The organism is Planctomycetota bacterium, assembly GCA_016872555.1.
Lineage (GTDB): Bacteria > Planctomycetota > Planctomycetia > Pirellulales > UBA1268 > F1-20-MAGs016.
This window is the reverse complement of the sequence record VGZO01000011.1, coordinates 1-18,476: the sequence shown is the minus strand read 5'-3', so window position 1 is coordinate 18,476 and position 18,476 is coordinate 1. Positions and strand designations below refer to the sequence as shown.

Genomic DNA, 18,476 nt, shown 5'->3' with positions numbered 1-18,476 from the left:
GCGCGTCGGGAGAGGCCGATGGGGTGGAGACGGTTGGTGGGGAGGTAGCGGACACGTTGTGGGGCGTGGACAACCGCGCGGGAGTCTGCCGAAGACCACTCCTGGGTCGGGGCGGGAGTCCGCGGGGTCTCGGCCGGTCGGAGAGATCGTGATGACGTTGCCGGTGGAAACGGGACGGGCAGGCACCGCGGTGCCGGTGTGCCAGACCCTCTCGCCAGCGTGGGTCGCGGGCGTCGCCGACCTCCTCGAGGCGCTCGTCGCCGCCGGCGAGGAGCGCTTTTTCCACCCCCATCCGTTCGATCACGCCACGCTCCGCCGGCTCGCCATCGCCACGCCGGCGGGAGACGAGTACCACGTCGCGGTCACGCGGAGCCGGGTCGTGGCCTATGGGCTGCTCCGCGGTTGGGGCGAAGGGTTCGCCGTGCCGAGCCTGGGCCTGGCCGTCCACCCACAGGCGCGCGGGGCGGGCGTGGCGCGGCGGATGATGGCCCATCTCCACGCTGTCGCGCGCCGCCGCGGGGCGAACCGGGTGCGGCTCACCGTCGTCCGCGGCAACCGGCCGGCACTGGCGCTGTACGAGTCGCTCGGCTACCGGCTCGAAGCCCTCGACGAGCGGCGCCTCGTCGGCGTCGTCGATCTCGAACACCGTGCGGAGGAGCAGGCGGCATGAAGGGGCGGATCGCGATCGCCGAACCGGATCTGTCGGCCCTCGAGGAGGAGTACGCGCTGGCGGCGATCCGCAGCCGCTGGATCTCCTCGACCGGCGAGTTCCTCGACCGCTTCGAGCGCGAGTTCGCCGCGGCCTGCGGCGGCGGCGAGGCGATCGGGGTCAGCAACGGCACCACGGCGCTCCACCTGGCGCTCGAAGCGCTCAACGTCGGTCCCGGCGACGAGGTGATCGTCCCGTCGATGACCTACATCGCCACCGCCAATGCGGTCCGCTACTGCGGCGCCGAGCCGGTGTTCGTCGACGTCGAGCCGTCGACGTGGTGCCTCGACCCGGTGCGCGTCGAGGAGGCGATCACGCCGCGGACGAAGGGGATCATCGCCGTCCACCTCCTCGGCCATCCGGCCGACATGGACCCGCTCCTCGACCTCGCCGCGGTCCACGGGCTGTGGGTGGTGGAGGACGCGGCCGAGGCGACGTTCGCGACCTACAAGGGGCGGACGACGGGAAGCCTGGGACGAATCGGGACCTTCTCGTTCTACGGCAACAAGGTCCTGACCTGCGGCGAGGGGGGGGCGGTGACGTTCCAGGACCGGTCGCTGGCGACGCGGTTGCGGATGCTGCGCGGCCAGGGGATGGATCCACGCCGCCGCTACTACTTTCCGATCGTCGGCTTCAACTACCGCCTCACCAACGTCGCCGCCGCGATCCTCTGCGCGCAGCTGGAGCGCCGCGAGGCGATCGTCGGCCGCCGCCGCGAGATCGTCGCCCTCTACGAGTCGCGGCTCCGTGGCGTGGCGGGGATCACGCTCCGCGCCGACGCCCCCTGGGCGGTGACGTCGCCGTGGATGTTCTCGGCGCTGGTCGATCCGGCACCGGGCATCGACCGCGACGGAGTCGCCCGCCGCCTGGCGGCGGAGGGGGTCGAGACCCGGCCGCTGTTCGTGCCGATCCACACGCTGCCGCCGTACCGCGTCGACCATGCCCGGCGCGGCGGCGAACTGCCGGTCACGGCGCGGCTGGGAAGCGACGGGCTGATGCTCCCGACCCACACGCTCCTGTCCGACGCCGACGTCCACGACGTCTGCGACAGGCTCATCGCCGCCGTCACCGCCGGCCGGCCGGGACGGCTCCGCGCCGCCTGAGCGGATCGGTCAGGCGAACAGATCGTCGACGGGGCGCCCCTTGCCGTCCTCGGTGGCGTAGAACGGCCGCCCCTCGATCTCGAAGGCGGTGGCGGGATCGACGCCGAGCGCGGAAAACAGCGTGGCGTGGAGATCGGCGATGGTCACCGGATTCTCGACCGCCAGGCAGGGGCGCTCGTCGGCGGTCCGGCCGTAGACGCTGCCGCGTTTCACGCCGCCGCCGAACAGGACGACCGTCGAACCGCCGGTGAAGTGGCGGTGCTGGCCGTAGTGGGCCGGCTCGAGGAGGAAGTCCTTGGGGCTCTTGGCCTGGTCGGTGGCCGTCGAGCCGGGCCGCCCCTCGGTGATCATGTCGCGGCTGAACTCACTGGCGATCACCACCAGCGTTCGGTCGAGGAGGCCGCGGGCCTCGAGGTCACGGACCAGCGCCGCGATCGGCCGATCGATCTCCCCGTGCATCCGCGCCACCGTCTCGTGGCCGCGCTCGTGGGTGTCCCAGTGGAGGAACGGGACGTATTCGGTCGTCACCTCGACGTATCGCGCCCCCTGCTCGACGAGGCGCCGGGCGAGGAGGCAGCCGCGGCCGAACCGGCCGGTGTCGTAGCGCTCGACGACCTCTTTCGGCTCGAGCGTGATGTCGAACGCCTCGCGCTCCCGCGACGACAGCAGACGGTGGGCGTTGTCGACGCTGCGGAGGAGCGATTCCTGGTGGTAGTCGCTGGTGAACTCGCGCCGGGGTGAGGCGGCGAAGAGCTTCTTGAAGTGCCGCTCGCGGGCGGCGAACCGGTCGCCGTCCATGCCCTGCGGGGGGCGCACGGCCAGCGCCGCCTCCTCGGGGAAGGGGAGGTTGAGCGGGGAGAATTCGCTGCCGAAGAACCCACCGGTGGTGAACGCCTTGATCTCCTCGTTCTCGCCGATCCCCTCGAGCCGCTGGCCGATGGTGACGAACGGGGGCATGGTGGCATTGCGCGGTCCGAGGACGCGCGCCATCCACGCGCCCAGGTGCGGGCAGGCGACCGTCTGCGGCGGGACGTAGCCGGTGTGCCAGTGGTACTGGTGGCGCGAGTGGAGGATGCTTCCCAGGTCGGGCTGGACGTGGGAGCGGACGAGCGTGCCGCGGTCGAGGACCGAGGCGATCTCGCCGAGCCCTTGGCAGATCCGCACGCCGTCGATCGCCGTGGGGATCGACGGGAACGTGCTGATCACGTCGGCGACCGCCAAACCGGGCTCGAACGGCTTGTAGCGCTTCGGGTCGAACGTGTCGGGGGCGGCCATCCCGCCGGCCATCCACAGGACGATGATCGCGTCGGCACGGGCCGCCGGCACCGGTGCGGCGCCGAGCAGCCGGCGCGGTTCGGGCAGCGCGAGCGTCGCGCCGGCGGCGGCGGCCAGCGCGCCGACGAACTCGCGCCGCGTAGCGGCCTGCGACGGATCGCGGCTCGGACGGCGTGCCATCGGTCGGTCTCCCGGGGGGTGTCTCGCGATCGGCCTGTCCACACCGGACCCCACATCTCGACATCCTCTACTGTAGAGTCTGATCCCGGGAGAGGCCGACGCGGAATCGGCCCGCTCGCGACTCACCGGCTTCACCCACGTTTCCCCCTCTGCAGATCCCGAGCCGAGGCTTGACCCCGCACGGCCCCTGAAACCACGGTCGTGGCCCGACACCGCAAGACACCGATCGATGCCGCCCGGTAACCATCCCGCTGACTCATCCCCCGGCGGCGAACCCCCTTTCGCGCCCCCCTGGTGGCTGCGCAATCGCCACGCCCAGACGATCCTGCCGACGTTCTTTCCCCCTCCTGACCAGCCCCACACTGCGGCGCTGTCCCGCGTCGAATTGCCCGACGGCGACGCGCTGGCCCTCCACGACGACCTCCCCGCCGGTTGGGCGCCCGGTGGCCAGGTCGCCCTTCTCTCCCACGGCCTGGCCGACCATCACCGCACGCCCTTGCTCGTGCGCCTCGTCGCCAAGCTCGGTGCCCGCGGCGTCCGCGTCTTCCGCTGGGACATGCGTGGCTGCGGCGCCGGCATGGCCTGGGCGCGGTTGCCCTACCACGCCGGCTGCTCCCCCGATCTGGCGGCGGTCGTCGCCGCCGTCGTCGAGCGCTGCCGCGGGGCGACGGGTGTCGACCCCGACCTGACGCTGTTCGGCGTCTCGCTGTCGGGCAACGTCCTCCTCAAGTACCTCGGCGAGGCGCCGGCGCGCGTGCCCGTCGCGGTGCGCCGGGCGATCGCCGTCAACCCGCCGATCGATCTGGTCGCCGGCGTCGAGTCGATCGCCAGCCGTGCCAACCGGGTCTACGACCGCCACTTCACCGGCGTCCTCGTCAAGCACCTCGAGGCGTGGTGGGAGACGCGCCCCGACGCCGTCAAGCCGACCAACCCGACGCGCCCGCGGACGCTGCGCGAGTTCGACGACTGGTTCACCGCCCCGGCGATCGGCCGCCGCGATGCCCTCGACTACTACCGTCACGCCAGCGCCGCGCGGTTCATCCCCGCGATCGCGATCCCGACGACGATCATCACGTCGCGCGACGATCCGCTCGTGCCGTTTTCGATGTTCGCGGCCGACCGCGTCGCCTACCCCGACTGCGTCCGGCTCGTGGCCACCGACCATGGCGGCCACGTCGGCTTCGTCGGCCGGCGCGGGCCCGACCCCGACACGCGCTGGCTCGACTGGCGCGTGGTCGAGATCGTCACCGGCCGGCCGGCGGGCGACTGACGCTCCCCGCGCGCGGGCCGGGCCGACGAGAGCCTTCGTACAGCGCGCTACCGCACGAACAGGAACTCCGGCAGCATCATCACCGACCACAGGCAGTCGGCGACCGACGCGTCGGTCGGTTCCGTGCCGAGCAGGTCGCGCACCGCCACCGACTCGGCGGCCGAGGGGGGCCGCGCCAGCGCTGCGGTGAAGATCGCGTCGGCGATCGCCGCCGGGTCGTCGCCGCACGCGGCGCGGATCCGGCCGGCACCGCTGCGGAGCATGTCGGCGAGCGACTGGTCGTTGGCCAGTTGGATCGCTTCGAGCGTCGACAGGTCGCCGGGGCGCGAGGTAACCACCTGGTCGCGGTTGGGGCGGCCGAGCGCGGTTTGCAGCGGCGTGCACTTGACGAGCACCGCCCGGACCATCGGCAGCGGGGCCGAGGCATCGGGCCGCTGGCGGGTCACGTCGGCATCGGGCCGGTCGGGGGCGGCGCCGGTGAGCTGCCACAGGGCGTCGACGAACTGCTCGGCGGTCAGCCGCCGCGGCAGCGGCCCACGGAACGGCGTGGCGGCGGCCGGGAGGCCGGCGACCGGGGGCGTGGCGGCGCCGTAGGCCTCCGACGTGCAGATCGTCTCGAGCACGTGGCGCACGTCCCAGCCCCCGGCGACGAAGTCGGCCGCGAGCCAGTCGAGCAATTCGGGGCTGAACGGCTTGGCGCGCAGACTGTCGACCGGATGGACGATGCCGCGGCCGAAGAGGCGCTGCCAGAGGCGGTTGACCAGCGTCCGCGACAGCCAGCCATTGCGGGGCAGGGTGAGGAGCGCCGCCAGCTGCCGGCGGCGCTCGGCGGGCGGGGCGGCGGGATCGACCTGGCCGAGCTCGGGAAACGGCCAGGCCGGCGTGGCCACGGCGCCGGTCTTGGCGTCGCAGCGCTCCAGTTCGAGGGGGTCGGCGGAGACGATCGCCGCCAGGTCGTAGGTCTGCCTGAGCGTCCAGCGGTCGACGAAGCTGTCGTGGCAGCTGGCGCACTTGAGGTTGATCCCCAAGAACGTCTGCCCCACGTTCTGGGCGAACTGGATCGGCACCGTCTGGCTGGCGTTCACCGTGCCGCGCCACACGATCCCGTCGGCGAATCCGCGCGATTCCTCGCCGGGGGCGACCAGCTCGCGGACGAACCGGTCGAACGGCATGTTGTCGACCAGCGCCCGGTGCAGCCAGGGGGTGATCTGCCGCCGGCCGCCGGTGATGAACCCGGTGCCGGTGTAGTCGTTGCGCAGCAGGTCGTTCCAGAACGTCATCCAGTGCTCGGCCCGGGCGAGGTCGTCGGCGAGCAGGTCGCGCACCAGCCGCGCCCGCTTGCCGAGATCGGCGTCGGCGACGAACGCCGCCACGGCCGCGGGCTCGGGGAGCAGGCCGACCAGGTCGAGGCTGGCGCGGCGGATGAACGTGGCGTCGTCGCAGCGCGGCAGGATCGGGATCCCGTCGGCAGTCAGCCGGGCGTCGACGAGCCTGTCGATCGGATGAACGCGGCCGTCGTGCGGCTCCGGCAGCACGACCGGCACGAGCTCGAGCGGCGCCTCGTGCACCGCTCCGCCGAACGAGAAGCCCTCCTCCCACGCGGCCCCGTCGGCGATCCAGCGGCGCAGGACGTCGACCGCGGCGGCGGGGAGCGCCTCACCCTCCTTCGGCATCCGCAGCTCGGGATCGGTGCTCGTGACCCGGAGGAATAGCTCGCTGTCGGCCGGCTTGCCCGGGACGATCGCCGGCTGCCCCGAATCACCGCCGGCCAGCGCCACCTCCCGGTCGGTGAACGACCAGCCCCCCTGCCGAGCGCTGCCGGTGTGGCACTTCGCGCAGTGCTTCCGCAGGATCGGCACGACCTCGTGGGCGAAGTCGACGCCCGCGCCACCGTCGGCACCGGCGCCCGGCGTGACCAGCGCGGCCGCCACGCCGACCACGAGCGCGGCCCACGACCGCGAGCCAGTGCGAATGGGCATGGTTGATCCCGCTTGTCCGCGGACGAAACGATCCACGCCAGAACGACCACCGTGTTCCAGGGACCCGCGAAGCCCCTCCGCCGTCGCCCTCGCATCGGCCCGTCGCCCCGTGCTGCGGGTCGATGCGAGGGCAGAGGCGCGAGGGGCGCCCCCCTCTGTCGAGCCCGAGCGAGGCTTCATCCGCCGATCCACCGACCGGGCACGCCCCGGGAAGTCACCGTCATTTCTTCTTCTTGAACCGCCCACCATTCCCCTTGTCGCGCGACAGCGTGTAGGCCACCAGGTCGAGCACCTCCTCCTCGTTGAGCGTGTCGAGGAGCCCCTTGGGCATCAGCGACTGCGACGAGGTCTGGATCTCGGTGACGTCGCTGCGCGGGATCGTGACCGCCTTGGTGGCGTCCTCGGGATCGGTGACGACCGTCAGCGAGTCGGCCGACTCGGCGACGATCCGGCCGGTGTAGGCCTTGCCGTCGGCGGTCAGCACGATGCTCGCCTTGTACTGGTCGGAGATCACCTTGCTCGGCTCGACGAGAGCCTCGACGAGGTCCTTGACCTGGAACCGGCCGGCGGCCTGGGTGAGGTCGGGCCCGGTGGCGCCCCCCTCCTCGCCGAAGCGGTGGCAGACGATGCACCGCGCCGCCGCGAAGGCACGCTTGCCGTGCTCGAAATCGCGGCCGGTGTCGAGCTTGTCGGACGCGGCGGCGAGCACCGCCGCGGTGGTCCACTGCCGCCCCGGGCCCTCGGGCGCCGGCAGCGGTGGGGCCACCCACGGCTTGCGGACGCCGAGGGTCTCGAGCGCCAGCTTCTCGTTTTCAGTCAGTCGCGCCAGACTCTCCGCCTCGATGTTGGTGAGGAACTTCCGGAAGCTGTTGCCGCCGGCCCACTGCCGTGCCCGGCCGAACCATTCGTAGTAGCCCTTGCGGTCGGCCGTGGTCCAGGCCGACGCGTCGGCCGCGCGGAGGACGTAGGCGTAGTGGATCTGGAGGAGATCGCTGCGCTTCTCGAGCGCCGAGCGGACGGCGCCGCCGTAGGAGGCGTTGCGCTCGATGAGCCGATCCAGGTCGGCCTCGCGCGGCGCGAGGTTGGTGGTCGCTGCCGAGCCGGTCGGCGCCGCCAACGCCGCCACCAGTTTGCCCACGATCCCCGGCGCCCGGACCGCCACCAGGACGCTGGCCAGCTGGCGGTCGAGATCGTAGTCGCCCGACGGGAACAGCGGCCCGAGGCGGGCGGCGATCCGCGCCGCGGCCGCGTCGTCAGGGGCGCCCAGGCGCACGAGCGTCAATTCGTAGGCCCGCGCCAGGTCGAGTTTGTCCGCCGTCACGAGCCGGGCCGGGTCGAGCGCGTCGAGGGCGGCGAGGACGGCGGGCTGCGCCGGCGGGTCGGCCTGCCGGGCGACCGCGATCGCCCCCTGGATCACGGCCGTCGCGTCGGCGGCGCCGAGCACCTTCCCCTGCCAGAGGCCGATCGGACGGTGCTCGAGCGCGACGCGCGCCGCCGCGCGGACGAACCGGTCGGGGCTGGCCAGGTGGGGCAGGGCCGCCGCCACCGCCGCCGCATCGTCGCCCGGCCGGTGGAACGCCTCGAGCGAGCGGCGCAGGGCGCGCGCGTCGGCGTCGCGAGGGTCGCGCGCGTCGACCGGCGCCGTCGGCTCGGGCCCGGCGTAGCTGACGCGGTACAGTTCCGACTGCCCGCCACGGCCGCCGACGGTGAAGTACATCGCCCCGTCGCGGAGAATCGTGACGTCGGTCAGCGGCAGCGGCGTGCGCGAGAGAAATTCCTCCTTCACCCCGGCGTAGGTTGAGCCCTGCGGTTCGAGGTGGATCGTGTAGATCGTTCCGAACGTCCAGTCGCAGATGAACAGCGCCTTCTGGTACGCCGCCGGGAACTTCGCCCCCGTGCCGAACGTCACCCCGACCGGCGAACCGGGGCCGATGTCGACGGCGGCTGGAAGGCTGTCGGGATACCAGGCGGGCCAGTTCGACGACCCGCTCCGCCAGCCGAATTCGCTGCCGCTGGTGGCATGGCTGACACGCGTCGGGCGGTACCACGGCGTGCCGAAGTCCCATTCCATGTCGGAGTCGTAGACGAACATCTCGCCGTCGGCGTTGAAGTCGAAGTCGTAGGCGTTGCGATAGCCGGCCGTCCACACTTCCCACTCCTTGCCGTCGCGGTCGGTGCTGACGACGTACCCACCCGGCGCGAGGATCCCGGTGGCGTGGCCGTTGGCATCCCACATCCGCGGGATGACGACGTCTTCGTCCCAGTTGGCGGGCAGCCGGCTGCTCGCCTCGCGCGGGAGCGTGACGCGGCGCTGGTTGGGGCGGATGCCCCCCATGGTCTGCGGCGGGGTGACATCGGTCATTTCGAACGGCACCTTCGTATGGTTGCCGCAGACGATGAACAGCCGCGTGCCGTCGGGCGACAGGCGGATCGCGTGCGGGCCATGCTCGCCGCCGCCGTCGAACGCGCGGAGCTTCTCGACCGCGTCGAGGGTGTCGTCGCCGTCGCTGTCGCGCACCCGGTACAGGCCGCTGCCGGGCCCGCCATTGCAGACGACATACAAGCTGTCGAACGCCCACAGCAGCCCCTGGGCACCGCTGAGCGGCACGGGGATCTTCTCGACGACCGTCGGCCGCGAGCCGTCGAGGGGCGCGGGGGTGATCCGCACCAGACCCTTGTCACCCTGGTCGCTGGCGACGAGCCGCCCCTGGCCGTCGGTGCCGAGGCAGACCCAACTGCCCAATTCGTCCTTGGGGACGACGAACAGCCGTTCGACGGTAAACCCTGCCGGCACGGCGAACGGCGCCGTCTCGCTGCTGGCCTGGGGTGCGGTCGGCATCCGTTCGGCGGGTTGTTCGTAGCGCGCGGGAGCCTGGGCCGCGGCGGCGAGGGTGGTCATCAGCCAGGCAACCACGGCGAGGGAAGAGACGCGCATCGCAACCGAGTCCTCGGGGGAAAAGGGCCGTGCGCGGCAGCCGCGCGACCGTCCCGGTGTCGCGGCCATGATACCTGCCCGCCGCGGGTGCCAGGGCGGCGCCGTCAGCGGGCGGGGCTCCCCGGCGGAGCAGCGCCGCCCCGCCGGTGTCCTGTGCGGGGAGCCGGCGCGGGGCGACCGCGCGACAGTCAATGGCCCAGGTCCGCGCGGATCGCCGCGCAGAAGCGGCGACTCCAGTCCGGAAACGCCGCGGCCACGCTCCGCGCGTGACCGACAAGCTCCGCGAGGCGGTCGCCTCTGAGGGTCGCCTCGTAGGCGTGCCGGAAGAAGTGCCGGAAACTTTTCAGCTCGCGCAGCGGTGACCTGTGATCGGCCGGCACGAACCGCGGTCGGATTCCCGGAAGGTCGAGCGACACCCGTTCGAGCAGCCGCTCGTGGTAGTCCCCCGATTTCTCGAAGTGGTTCTCGAACGCCGTGCAGAGCCGTTCGAAGCTCTTCTCCAGCACGTTGTATAACCGGTTGAGCTCGTACCCACAGGCCGACAGGTGCCCGGGATGTTCGTCGGCCAGTCGTTCTGCCGCCAGTCGTGCCGCTTCCGCCATCACGGCGGCGTCGGCAGCGAGCTCCTGCTCGAGAATCGACAGTCCTATACGGTCCATGGTTCACCATGCCGTCGGATCTGCGGCTCGAGTCTCGTCTCGCCGATCAGGCAGACATCGACGGGGCGTTGACACCGCTCCGAGAGCAGACTCGCCAGGAGATGGATGCTCATCGCGGGCGGGTCCTGCTCGAGCGCCAGATCCACGTCGGACCACTCGCGGAATCGAGCAGGCTCGGTCAGGGAGCCGTAGACCCAGACCCGGCTCCCCTGCGGCAGACAGGCTGCCAGCCCGGCCGCGAGTCGCTCGCGCACCCGGAGCCGCTCCCGCTCGCAGTCGGCTGCCCGCTCGGCGATCGATTCCCGCAGCAGATCCATCCCCGGATGGTACCGGGAAAACGGGGGTCTCGCGCACCGTGCCGGCCACCGCGCCTCCCCCGGGAACGGCCAGAAAGCGCGAACTATACTTGCGCGGTTCGGCCATGGTGGTTTCCCGCGGGAGGCAGGCATGTTCCGGTCCGTTCGCCCGTCGTCGTTGGTCGCAGTCGTCCTCCTGGCAGTGGGCCTGCCGGCCGCAGGCCTGCTCGGCGCCGCCGAGGAGGAGATCCTCTGCCGTTGTCACCACGGCGACCTCCATGGCCATGCCGACCATGGCGCCGCCGCGGCGGCCGCGGGGGAGCCGGCGGCGCGGCAATACGCCCCCGACCGTGCCGTCGACATGCTCCACATCAAGATCGACTGCACCCCCGACTTCGCCCGCCACTCGGTCCGGGCGACGACGTCGCTGTCGTTCAAGCCGATCGCCCGGCCGCTGTCGACGCTGCGCCTCGACGCGGTCGACCTGACCGTCCATTCCGTCCGCGCCGAGGCGGCCGGTGCTGCCGTGCCCGTCGGCGACGTCGTCGTGGCGCGCGACTCGATCACCGTCGCCTTCCCCGAGCCGATCGCCCCCGGCCGCGAAGTCACGCTCCACGTCGACCATTCCGCCGAGCCGCGGCGTGGCCTGTACTTCCGCACGCCCGACATGGGCTATCCCGCCGGCGACACGCATGTCTGGACACAGGGGGAGTCGCACGAGGCGCGCCACTGGTTTCCGTGCCACGACTATCCCAACGAGAAGTGCACCACCGAGATGATCTGCCACGTCCCGCCGGCGATGACCGTGCTCTCCAACGGCCGGCTCGTCGGCGAGGAGACCGACCCCGCCACCGGGCTCAAGGCGGTGCGCTGGCTCCAGGACAAGCCGCACGTCAGCTATCTGGTGTGCCTCGTGGCCGGGCACCTTGTGAAGCTCGAGGGGAAGCACCGCGACGTGCCGCTGGCGTTCTGGACGCAACCGTCGACGGCCGCCGTCGCCGCCAACTCGTTCCGCGACACCCCCGGGATCATGGCCTACTTCGAGGACGAGATCGGCGTCCCCTTCCCGTGGGTCAAGTACGACCAGGTGACGATCCAGGATTTCGTCGCCGGCGGGATGGAAAACACGAGCCTCACCACGCTCACCGACCAGACGCTGTTCTCCGGCGAGACCGAGAACATCCGCACCACCCGGTCGCTCGACGCCCACGAGATGGCTCACCAGTGGTTCGGTGACCTGGTGACCTGCAAGGACTGGAGCCACCTGTGGCTCAACGAGGGTTTCGCCACCTACTACTCCCACCTCCACGCCGGCCATCTCCTCGGCACCGAGGAGCTGCTCTACGGCCTGTGGCTCGACGCCGAAAACAAGATCCTCCCCAACGCCGCCGACCCGCGGCCGATCGTCTTCAAGGGCTACCGCGACGCGCGGGAGCAGTTCGACTGGCGGGCCTACCCCAAGGGGAGCTGGGTCCTCCACATGCTCCGCCACCAGCTCGGAGCCGATCTCTACCGCCAGGCGGTCCGCACCTACCTCGAGCGCCACGCCTACGGCACGGTGACCAGCGACGACTTCCGCCAGGTCCTCGAGGAGACCAGCGGCCGGCCGCTCGACCGGTTCTTCGACCAGTGGCTGTACCACGGCCGCCACCCCGACCTGGAGATCGACTACCGCTGGCAGCCGGAGGAGAAGCTGGCCCACGTCACCATCCGGCAGACGCAGCCGGTGTCGGCTGACGTCCTCCTGTTCGCCTTCCCGGCGACGTTCCGGTTCGTGCTCCCCGACGGCACGGTCGTCGACCGGACCGTGGCCGTCGACGGCGCGGCCCACGAGTTCGACTTCGCGCTCTCCGCGCAGCCGGTGTTGGTGCGATTCGATCCGGAATACACGCTGCTTGCGCGCGTCGATTTCGATCTCCCCGAGGCGATGCACCTGGTGCAGCTCGAAAGCGCCGACGATCCGATCGGGCGGATCCGCGCCGTCAAGGCACTGGCCGCGAAGAAGACGCGCGGGGCAGTCGAGCGGCTCGGCCGGGTGCTCCGTGAGGATCCGTTCCGCGGCGTCCGCGAGCAGGCCGCGGCGGCGCTGCAGGCGGCTGGCAGCGACGAGGCGCTCGACGAGCTTTCGCGCTCGCTCGCGCAGCCCGACGCCCGCGTCCGCCGCCGCGTCGTCGAGGCGCTGGCGGGTTATTACCGGCCGCAGGTGATGGAGCGGCTCGTCGCCGTCGCCCGCGACGAACCCAATCCGGCGATCCGCGCCGCGGCGCTCGAGGGCCTGGCCAAGTACGGCGACGGGCAGGCGCGAGACGCCCTCCTCGACGGGCTGCGGAGCGAGTCGTTCCGTCAGGAGGTGGCCGCCGGAGCGATCGCGGCCCTCGCCGCGACCCACGACGAGTCGCTCCTCGAGGCGCTGGTGCGCACGGTCAAGGCCCGGGGCGACGCTTTCCCGCCGCGGGTCCTCGCCCGGGCGCTGGAGACGGCCGGCCGGCTCGGCAGCGAGCGGACCGAGAAGGAGACCGTCCGCGAGTTTCTCCTCGCCCACACCGCCGACCAGCGCATCCCGGTCCGCTCGGCGGCGCTGGCGGCACTGGGCGAGCTCGGCGATCCGCGCGCCCGGCCGGTGCTCGAGGGGTTCGCGCAGCTCGGCGCCGACGACCGCGTCGGCAAGGTGGCGACCGAGGCCCTGGAGAAGCTCCGCCAGCGCCAGCCGGCGGTGCCGCAGGAGGTGAAGGAGCTGCGCGGCGAGCTGTCGCGTGTCGCCGACGAGCAGCGGAAGCTGCGCGCGGAGCTCGAGGGTGTCGACCGCCGGGTGAAGGAGCGCGTCGCGCCCCCCGCGCCGCCGGCGGCACCTGCGGCGGGGAGCGCCCCGGCGCCGGCGGCGCCCTGACGGCGGCCGGGCGAGTCGCGGAGCGCTCGTTACCGGCCGCGAAGTGATTCAGGATTCGACCGCGCGGCCGTGTAAAATGATTTGATGCAGTCGTCTCCGCTGTGCATTGGCGACATGATCGCCCAGGCGATCGTTTTCAATCCCCGCTCTCCGGTGGGATTGTCGGCCATGGATCTCGACCGGTTGCTGGCTGCGATCCCGGCGCTCTTCGATCTCCTCGAGGAGCGCGGAGTGGGCTACGTGCTGGTCGGCGGGATCGCGATGCGGGTCCATGCGCCGGGCCGGAATACCCAGGACATCGATCTGATCATTCCTGCTGACCAGATCCCGCGGATTCCCGAAGTGCGCGTCGTCGAGCGCAACGACAGCTTCGCGCGGGCGGAGTTCGATGGTCTTCAGATCGACATCCTGCTCGCCGATCACGCCCTGTTCGAGATCGTCCGACGGGAGCATGCCCGACGGGAGCGGTTCGTCGAACGGTCCGTCGTCTGCGCCACGGTCGAAGGGTTGCTGTTGCTCAAGCTGTTCGCACTGCCGTCGCTCTACCGCCAAGGGCGGTTCGCGCGGGTCGAGGACTACGAGCACGACATCGCCGTGCTGCTTCGCGCCCATCGGCCGGAGATGGAGCCGATCCTCGCGGAACTGGCCCACCATCTTCCGGACACCGATCTGGCAGAGATCCGGTCGATCGTCGCGGGTGTCCAGCGGCGGATCGCCGAGTCCGCCGCGCGCTTCGGCCCCGGGCCTCTCTCCTCGGAAGACTGAGTCGGTCCTCGTGATTCAAGGCCGTGCGCGCTGGGCCGGCCGCTTCGGCTGGTCGCGCTGCGGGTCGGCGGCGGGGAGAGTCGTCACCGGCCCACGCGACCTGTGCGCTCCGCCACCGCCACGCGGATCGGGTGCGCCGGGCGGAGCGTCACGCGCCCGAGCGGCCGTGGTGAATGGCGGTTGAGCGGAGCGAGACGGGCCCGCCGCGCGAGGGCGGTGAGGAACGTCGCGCCGAGCCGGCGGGCGAGCCGCTCACCAAGGCAACTCCTCGTGCCGGCACCGAACGGGAAATAGCGCCACGGATCGACGGTGCGATCGGCGAGAAACCGGTCGGGATCGAACCGCGCGGCCTCGACGAAGGCCGCGGAGGAGCGTTGACTCACGTACGGCGACAGGTAGACCTTCGTGCCTGTCGGCACCGCGATACCCCCGGGCAGCCGGTCCATGGCGGTGGCGACCCGGACGAAGAGCCAGGTCGGCGGGTAGAGCCGCAGCGCTTCGGAGATCACCCGCTCCGCCACCGACTCCTCGCCGCATCGATCCATCCAGTCGGGAGCGCGGGCGAGAAGTTCGATCGTCCACGCGAGCATCATCGTCGTGGTCTCGTAAGCCGCCAGCAGGATCTGCTCGACACCCGGTGCGAGGGTCCGTGCAGCATCGGCGTCCGGATCGTCGAGCAGGCCGTGCAGGATCGCGTCGGGGTCGGTGCCGTCCACGATCGCCTCGGCGACCAGTCGCGACAGCGACCGGCGCCGTGATCCGGACCGGATCCTCGCCAGCGGCACGACCGCGAACGCGGCCTCGTCGGCGCGCCTGCGCTCCTCGAGCGCGGCGCTCCACCCGGGCCGGCGCCGCGCACTGTCGGTACCGAGCAGCACCTCGACGATGCACGCGGCCACGAACGGCGCCAGGTGCCGGTCGGTGTCGACCGTCCCGTGGCGCACGGCGGCGGCGGCGAATTCCTCGCAGTGCCGATCCAGCAGCCACTGGCGATCGGCGAGGCGTTGCGGATGGAAACAGCGGATCGAGTGCGCGCGGAGGCGGGCATGGTCGGCATCGGCGACGGTGAACAGGCTCGTGCCCAGTCGGCGCCGGGCCGTCTCGCTGACCAGTCGCGGGCTCTTTCCATACCGTCCCGCGGCGGAGACGAGCACGTGCCGCACGTCCTCCGGGGCCGTGATCAACAGAGTCGGTCCCCCCAGAGACAGCCGGACGGTCTCCCCGTAACGCTCGTGACAGCGAAGCAAGTACCCGGGCTTGTCGCGCAGGAACGCCATGGCATGGCCCACGGCCGGCAGCCGTCGAGGGCCCTGCGGAACGCTCGAGGGGGAGGTCACGGCGAGGCTCTTCGGGGATTTCCGTGGCTGAAGAGTGTCGACGGGCGTACAGGTTCAAGAATGGGGAAGTGCATGGCGGACGGCGTGATCAGTGGGGCCGAAACCCACTGCATTCACCCTCAAAGGCGCTTTTCCCCGGTGTTTTCCGCCCATCGGGCTTGTGGGCCCAGCTTGGAGGAGAGGGGGCGCCGCGGGGGCCGGGACCAGCACGTTCCCTGGAGTAAAACCGATGATTTTCCGGGATCCAGGCCCCCTTGCCACGAAATTCCCGGAAGAACCCACGGCGATGGTGTCGGGGAAGGAACGTGGACGACGCGCCCCGGCTGGCCGCGACGGCGGCACCGAGCGGATCGTCACGAGACGTGTGGACGGGATGGTACCATCCGACGTTCGGGGGACCGGCGGAATGGACACCACGCAAGGCATCACCTCGATGACGACGTCTCCGGTGCGGAACCCATCGTCGTCGACCCGGGCCCGGGCCGCCCGACCGCCGCGGATCTCGGTCGTCCTGCCGACACGCGACCGGGGCACCGCCGTGTTGACCCCGATCGCGGCGATCCGCCGTGGATCGTGGCAGGACTTCGAGATCTGCGTGGTGGACCAAAGCGCGCGTGTGGCCGAGACGGCGGCGGCACTGACGGCGCTCGGCGACCCGAGGATTCGTCACCTGCCGTCGCGCGACCGGGGGTTGGCCCGGGCGCTCAACCGCGGGATCGACGCGGCACGCGCCGAACTGATCGCGGTGACCGGTGACGATTGCGAACCGGCCGATGACTGGCTCGAGTCGGTCGTCACGACCTTCGATCATCACCCCGTGGTCGGCGTCGTTCACGGCAACGTCGAGCCCTGCGATCACGACGCGACGCGGGGTTTCGTTCAGGCCTCGGTGCGGACCGATACCGTGACGGTCCACGCGGTCGAGGATCTGCCGACGCTGGTCGGAACGTCGGCCAACATCGCGATTCGCCGAGCTGTCGCGACGGCACTGGCCGGCTTCGACGAGACGTTCGGCGTCGGCGCACCGCTGGCGGCGGCGGAGGACGTCGACTTCGTCCTCCGGGCGCTGGCCGGGGGATGGGCCGTGCATGAGGCTCCGGCCATCCGCGTCACTCACCAGGACATCTGGCCGCTGCACCGCCGTGCCGAGCTGATCCGCCGCAATTGGTACGGCACCGGAGCGGTGTTCGGGAAGTTCGCACGGCAACAGCCGCGAAGCGCCGTCGGTCTGCTCGGTCGGCTCGCGCGCCGCTTCGTCGCGCGGCCGGTGGGGGTGTCGGTCTCGCTCGGAGGCGGTCATCGGTGGGCGCGGCTGGTCGCGTTCACCGGCGGATTCCTGGCCGGTTTCACCCGGCCGCTCGATCGCGCTCGCGGACACTTCGCCGCGTCGCCACCGCGGCATCCAGCAGGCTGACGTTCGCCAGGGCGCCTGCCCGGGGGCCGAGAAGCCGCGCGGTCCAGCGGATCACGGCGCGGGTCATCGCCGGTTCGAGTGCGGACCGCCAGCGCGGATGGAGCACCGCGGCGATCTGGATCGGCTCCGGCGCGTATCCCGCGTGGCGTTTGAAGGCGTCGAGCGAGGTGCGGGGCGGAAGCCCCTGCCGGCCCACCGTCACGCCGCGGATCCCCGGCCGGCGGATCATCTCGGCGGCGAAGCGATGGTAGAGCCAATGGGCGGGTCGGACACCGGCGAAGCGCGGCGTGCAGTCCGCCATCACCCCCTCGCACAGTCCATCGGCCGTGAGCGAGACGATCGAGCCGGCGAGGCTGCCATCGACGAGGCAGCCCGTCGCCTCGAACCGGACGTCGTCGGCCAGGAGGTCGCACAGGCGATTCCAGCCGCCGGCGCTGGTCGTCGGCGGTGCCGGCCCACCGCGGGCCGCGGCCGCCTGGCAGTGGACCTCGAAAGCAAGGCTGCGGAACTCCCGCCACTCGAGCCGACGGACCGTCACCTTCCCCTGGCCACGGCGGAGATTCTGGCGGAACTGCCGCTGCACGGCGGCCAGTCCGTAGTGCGGATCGCGCACCCACCAGGCGACGGCCGGTACGCCTGTTCCATCAGCCGACACGAACGTCGCCGCCACGCGGCCGGTGTCACGGAGCACCGTGTCGACAGCGCCCGGGGCGACGGCGACCGCTTCGGTCGCCGGCACCGCCATCAGCGACAGTCGTCCGACCTCGACCCAGCAGACCCCGTCGCGCTGGTGGACGGCATGGCCGAGGGCACGGAAGAAGGCGCCGAGAAGTACCGAACGGGAATTCACTTCACGGCCGTCCCGCGGTGGGACCGTCTCGCCGCCGATCGACTCACCATGATGTCGCGATCCTCCGGATGGAGCGCATCAGGAGCCCGTTCCCGCGCAGGAAGCCCAGCGACCGATCGACCCATTCCTCGGTGATCTGGTCCGCCTGCCGGGCCAAGGGCCGCGGCGGAACGTCGGCTTCCAGGCCGAGGAAACCGATGACACGGCGCATGGTCGCGCCGTAGTCCTCGTCGAGTTCCTCGTAGACCAAGTTCAGCGGCTTGATGCCGTGGCGCTGGTAGAAGCGCTCCCACTGCTCGACCTCCTGGGCCACGAACAGCAGGTGCTTGATGATCCGCAGGTGGTTGAACCGGGGGCGCCGGTGCTCGCGGAGACCCGCACGCCAGACCCGCGACTGCGTGGCCTTCGCGTAGGACACGGCCTGGCGGAGCGTGCGCCGGCGCGTGACCGACACGTACCGCGCCGCCGGCAGGAGGCGCACGAGCCCGTCGGCTCCGCCGTCGAACACCGCCAGCTGGGGATAATGGACCTTGATCCCGAAGATCCCGTCGACGGTGTTCTCGCCGCGGATCCTCTGGAAGTAACCGTCCGGGTCGGGCTCGAGGAACCGTGGCCGCGGGACCATCGCGTTCCCCTGGGACGTGATCGGGTTGAGATACTCGCGGGGTCGCCCCGCCCCGATCGCCGCCAGCGCCTCGGCCAGCAGGTGCGATCCCGTCCGCGGGCACGAGCAGATCACGTACTCCATCGTCGCCGGTCCTGTGCCTCGCCCCGGACGGAAACGGCCGATCGGGTGACGACGAGTGTAAACGGCGAG

14 protein-coding genes are annotated in these 18,476 nt (G+C 71.6%); 6 read left to right on the top strand and 8 right to left on the bottom strand.

Going from position 1 to position 18,476, the window contains the following annotated elements; genetic code table 11:
• Nucleotides 1-151: 151 nt before the first annotated feature.
• Together FJ309_05505 and FJ309_05500 are read left to right on the top strand one after the other, a co-directional pair.
• Entirely contained in the window at nucleotides 152-670 is a 519-nt protein-coding gene (locus tag FJ309_05505; protein MBM3954056.1) for a GNAT family N-acetyltransferase, read from the top strand.
• Nucleotides 667-1,812 carry a DegT/DnrJ/EryC1/StrS family aminotransferase gene (locus tag FJ309_05500; GenBank protein MBM3954055.1) on the top strand — a complete coding sequence of 382 codons (1,146 nt, stop codon included), beginning with the start codon at nucleotides 667-669 and terminating at the stop codon, nucleotides 1,810-1,812. The genes FJ309_05505 and FJ309_05500 overlap by 4 nt, the downstream gene beginning before the upstream one ends.
• A 9-nt stretch (nucleotides 1,813-1,821) precedes the next feature.
• Here the strand turns inward: FJ309_05500 and FJ309_05495 are convergent, their stop codons facing one another.
• Nucleotides 1,822-3,267, bottom strand: coding sequence for a DUF1501 domain-containing protein (locus tag FJ309_05495; protein ID MBM3954054.1), 1,446 nt, complete (start codon nucleotides 3,265-3,267; stop codon nucleotides 1,822-1,824).
• Nucleotides 3,268-3,496: 229 nt separating this feature from the next.
• On the opposite strand from FJ309_05495, the gene FJ309_05490 reads away from it, so the two are divergent.
• Entirely contained in the window at nucleotides 3,497-4,537 is a 1,041-nt protein-coding gene (locus FJ309_05490; protein ID MBM3954053.1) for an alpha/beta fold hydrolase, read from the top strand.
• Between the two features lie 47 nt (nucleotides 4,538-4,584).
• On the opposite strand, the gene FJ309_05485 is transcribed toward FJ309_05490, so the two are convergent.
• The 4 genes from FJ309_05485 to FJ309_05470 all read right to left on the bottom strand — a co-directional run bounded on the left by FJ309_05485 (nucleotide 4,585) and on the right by FJ309_05470 (nucleotide 10,427).
• Nucleotides 4,585-6,516 carry a DUF1549 domain-containing protein gene (locus FJ309_05485; GenBank protein ID MBM3954052.1) on the bottom strand — a complete coding sequence of 644 codons (1,932 nt, stop codon included), beginning with the start codon at nucleotides 6,514-6,516 and terminating at the stop codon, nucleotides 4,585-4,587.
• Nucleotides 6,517-6,736: 220 nt separating this feature from the next.
• A complete protein-coding gene (locus tag FJ309_05480) occupies nucleotides 6,737-9,520 on the bottom strand; it encodes a c-type cytochrome (protein ID MBM3954051.1) in 2,784 nt (927 codons plus the stop codon).
• Between the two features lie 119 nt (nucleotides 9,521-9,639).
• Nucleotides 9,640-10,110: a hypothetical protein gene (locus FJ309_05475; protein MBM3954050.1), complete on the bottom strand. Its 471-nt coding sequence runs from the start codon at nucleotides 10,108-10,110 to the stop codon at nucleotides 9,640-9,642.
• The gene (locus FJ309_05470) at nucleotides 10,098-10,427 is read right to left on the bottom strand and encodes a nucleotidyltransferase domain-containing protein (GenBank protein MBM3954049.1); all 330 of its coding nucleotides are present in this window, start codon (nucleotides 10,425-10,427) and stop codon (nucleotides 10,098-10,100) included. The genes FJ309_05475 and FJ309_05470 overlap by 13 nt, the downstream gene beginning before the upstream one ends.
• Before the next feature lie 130 nt (nucleotides 10,428-10,557).
• On the opposite strand from FJ309_05470, the gene FJ309_05465 reads away from it, so the two are divergent.
• Together FJ309_05465 and FJ309_05460 are read left to right on the top strand one after the other, a co-directional pair.
• Nucleotides 10,558-13,293, top strand: coding sequence for a hypothetical protein (locus FJ309_05465; protein ID MBM3954048.1), 2,736 nt, complete (start codon nucleotides 10,558-10,560; stop codon nucleotides 13,291-13,293).
• Nucleotides 13,294-13,533: 240 nt separating this feature from the next.
• Entirely contained in the window at nucleotides 13,534-14,058 is a 525-nt protein-coding gene (locus FJ309_05460; protein ID MBM3954047.1) for a hypothetical protein, read from the top strand.
• An 83-nt stretch (nucleotides 14,059-14,141) separates the two neighbouring features.
• Here the strand turns inward: FJ309_05460 and FJ309_05455 are convergent, their stop codons facing one another.
• Nucleotides 14,142-15,335, bottom strand: a complete 1,194-nt coding sequence (locus FJ309_05455; GenBank protein ID MBM3954046.1) for a cytochrome P450 — start codon at nucleotides 15,333-15,335, stop codon at nucleotides 14,142-14,144.
• A gap of 289 nt (nucleotides 15,336-15,624) precedes the next feature.
• Between FJ309_05455 and FJ309_05450 the strand changes: the two genes are divergently transcribed.
• The gene (locus tag FJ309_05450; protein MBM3954045.1) at nucleotides 15,625-16,809 is read left to right on the top strand and encodes a glycosyltransferase; all 1,185 of its coding nucleotides are present in this window, start codon (nucleotides 15,625-15,627) and stop codon (nucleotides 16,807-16,809) included.
• On the opposite strand, the gene FJ309_05445 is transcribed toward FJ309_05450, so the two are convergent.
• Both FJ309_05445 and FJ309_05440 read right to left on the bottom strand, forming a co-directional pair.
• Nucleotides 16,742-17,659 carry a GNAT family N-acetyltransferase gene (locus tag FJ309_05445; protein ID MBM3954044.1) on the bottom strand — a complete coding sequence of 306 codons (918 nt, stop codon included), beginning with the start codon at nucleotides 17,657-17,659 and terminating at the stop codon, nucleotides 16,742-16,744. The genes FJ309_05450 and FJ309_05445 overlap by 68 nt on opposite strands.
• A gap of 43 nt (nucleotides 17,660-17,702) precedes the next feature.
• Nucleotides 17,703-18,407, bottom strand: coding sequence for a hypothetical protein (locus tag FJ309_05440; GenBank protein ID MBM3954043.1), 705 nt, complete (start codon nucleotides 18,405-18,407; stop codon nucleotides 17,703-17,705).
• Nucleotides 18,408-18,476 lie beyond the last annotated feature (69 nt).

Coding starts and splice junctions, on each gene's coding strand:
- FJ309_05500 (MBM3954055.1), top strand. CDS start 667: ATGAAGGGGCGGATCGCGATCGCCGAACCGGATCTGTCGGCCCTCGAG.
- FJ309_05480 (MBM3954051.1), bottom strand. CDS start 9,520: ATGGCCGCGACACCGGGACGGTCGCGCGGCTGCCGCGCACGGCCCTTT.
- FJ309_05490 (MBM3954053.1), top strand. CDS start 3,497: ATGCCGCCCGGTAACCATCCCGCTGACTCATCCCCCGGCGGCGAACCC.
- FJ309_05495 (MBM3954054.1), bottom strand. CDS start 3,267: ATGGCACGCCGTCCGAGCCGCGATCCGTCGCAGGCCGCTACGCGGCGC.
- FJ309_05465 (MBM3954048.1), top strand. CDS start 10,558: ATGTTCCGGTCCGTTCGCCCGTCGTCGTTGGTCGCAGTCGTCCTCCTG.
- FJ309_05440 (MBM3954043.1), bottom strand. CDS start 18,407: ATGGAGTACGTGATCTGCTCGTGCCCGCGGACGGGATCGCACCTGCTG.
- FJ309_05450 (MBM3954045.1), top strand. CDS start 15,625: ATGATTTTCCGGGATCCAGGCCCCCTTGCCACGAAATTCCCGGAAGAA.
- FJ309_05475 (MBM3954050.1), bottom strand. CDS start 10,110: ATGGACCGTATAGGACTGTCGATTCTCGAGCAGGAGCTCGCTGCCGAC.
- FJ309_05455 (MBM3954046.1), bottom strand. CDS start 15,335: ATGGCGTTCCTGCGCGACAAGCCCGGGTACTTGCTTCGCTGTCACGAG.
- FJ309_05505 (MBM3954056.1), top strand. CDS start 152: ATGACGTTGCCGGTGGAAACGGGACGGGCAGGCACCGCGGTGCCGGTG.
- FJ309_05485 (MBM3954052.1), bottom strand. CDS start 6,516: ATGCCCATTCGCACTGGCTCGCGGTCGTGGGCCGCGCTCGTGGTCGGC.
- FJ309_05470 (MBM3954049.1), bottom strand. CDS start 10,427: ATGGATCTGCTGCGGGAATCGATCGCCGAGCGGGCAGCCGACTGCGAG.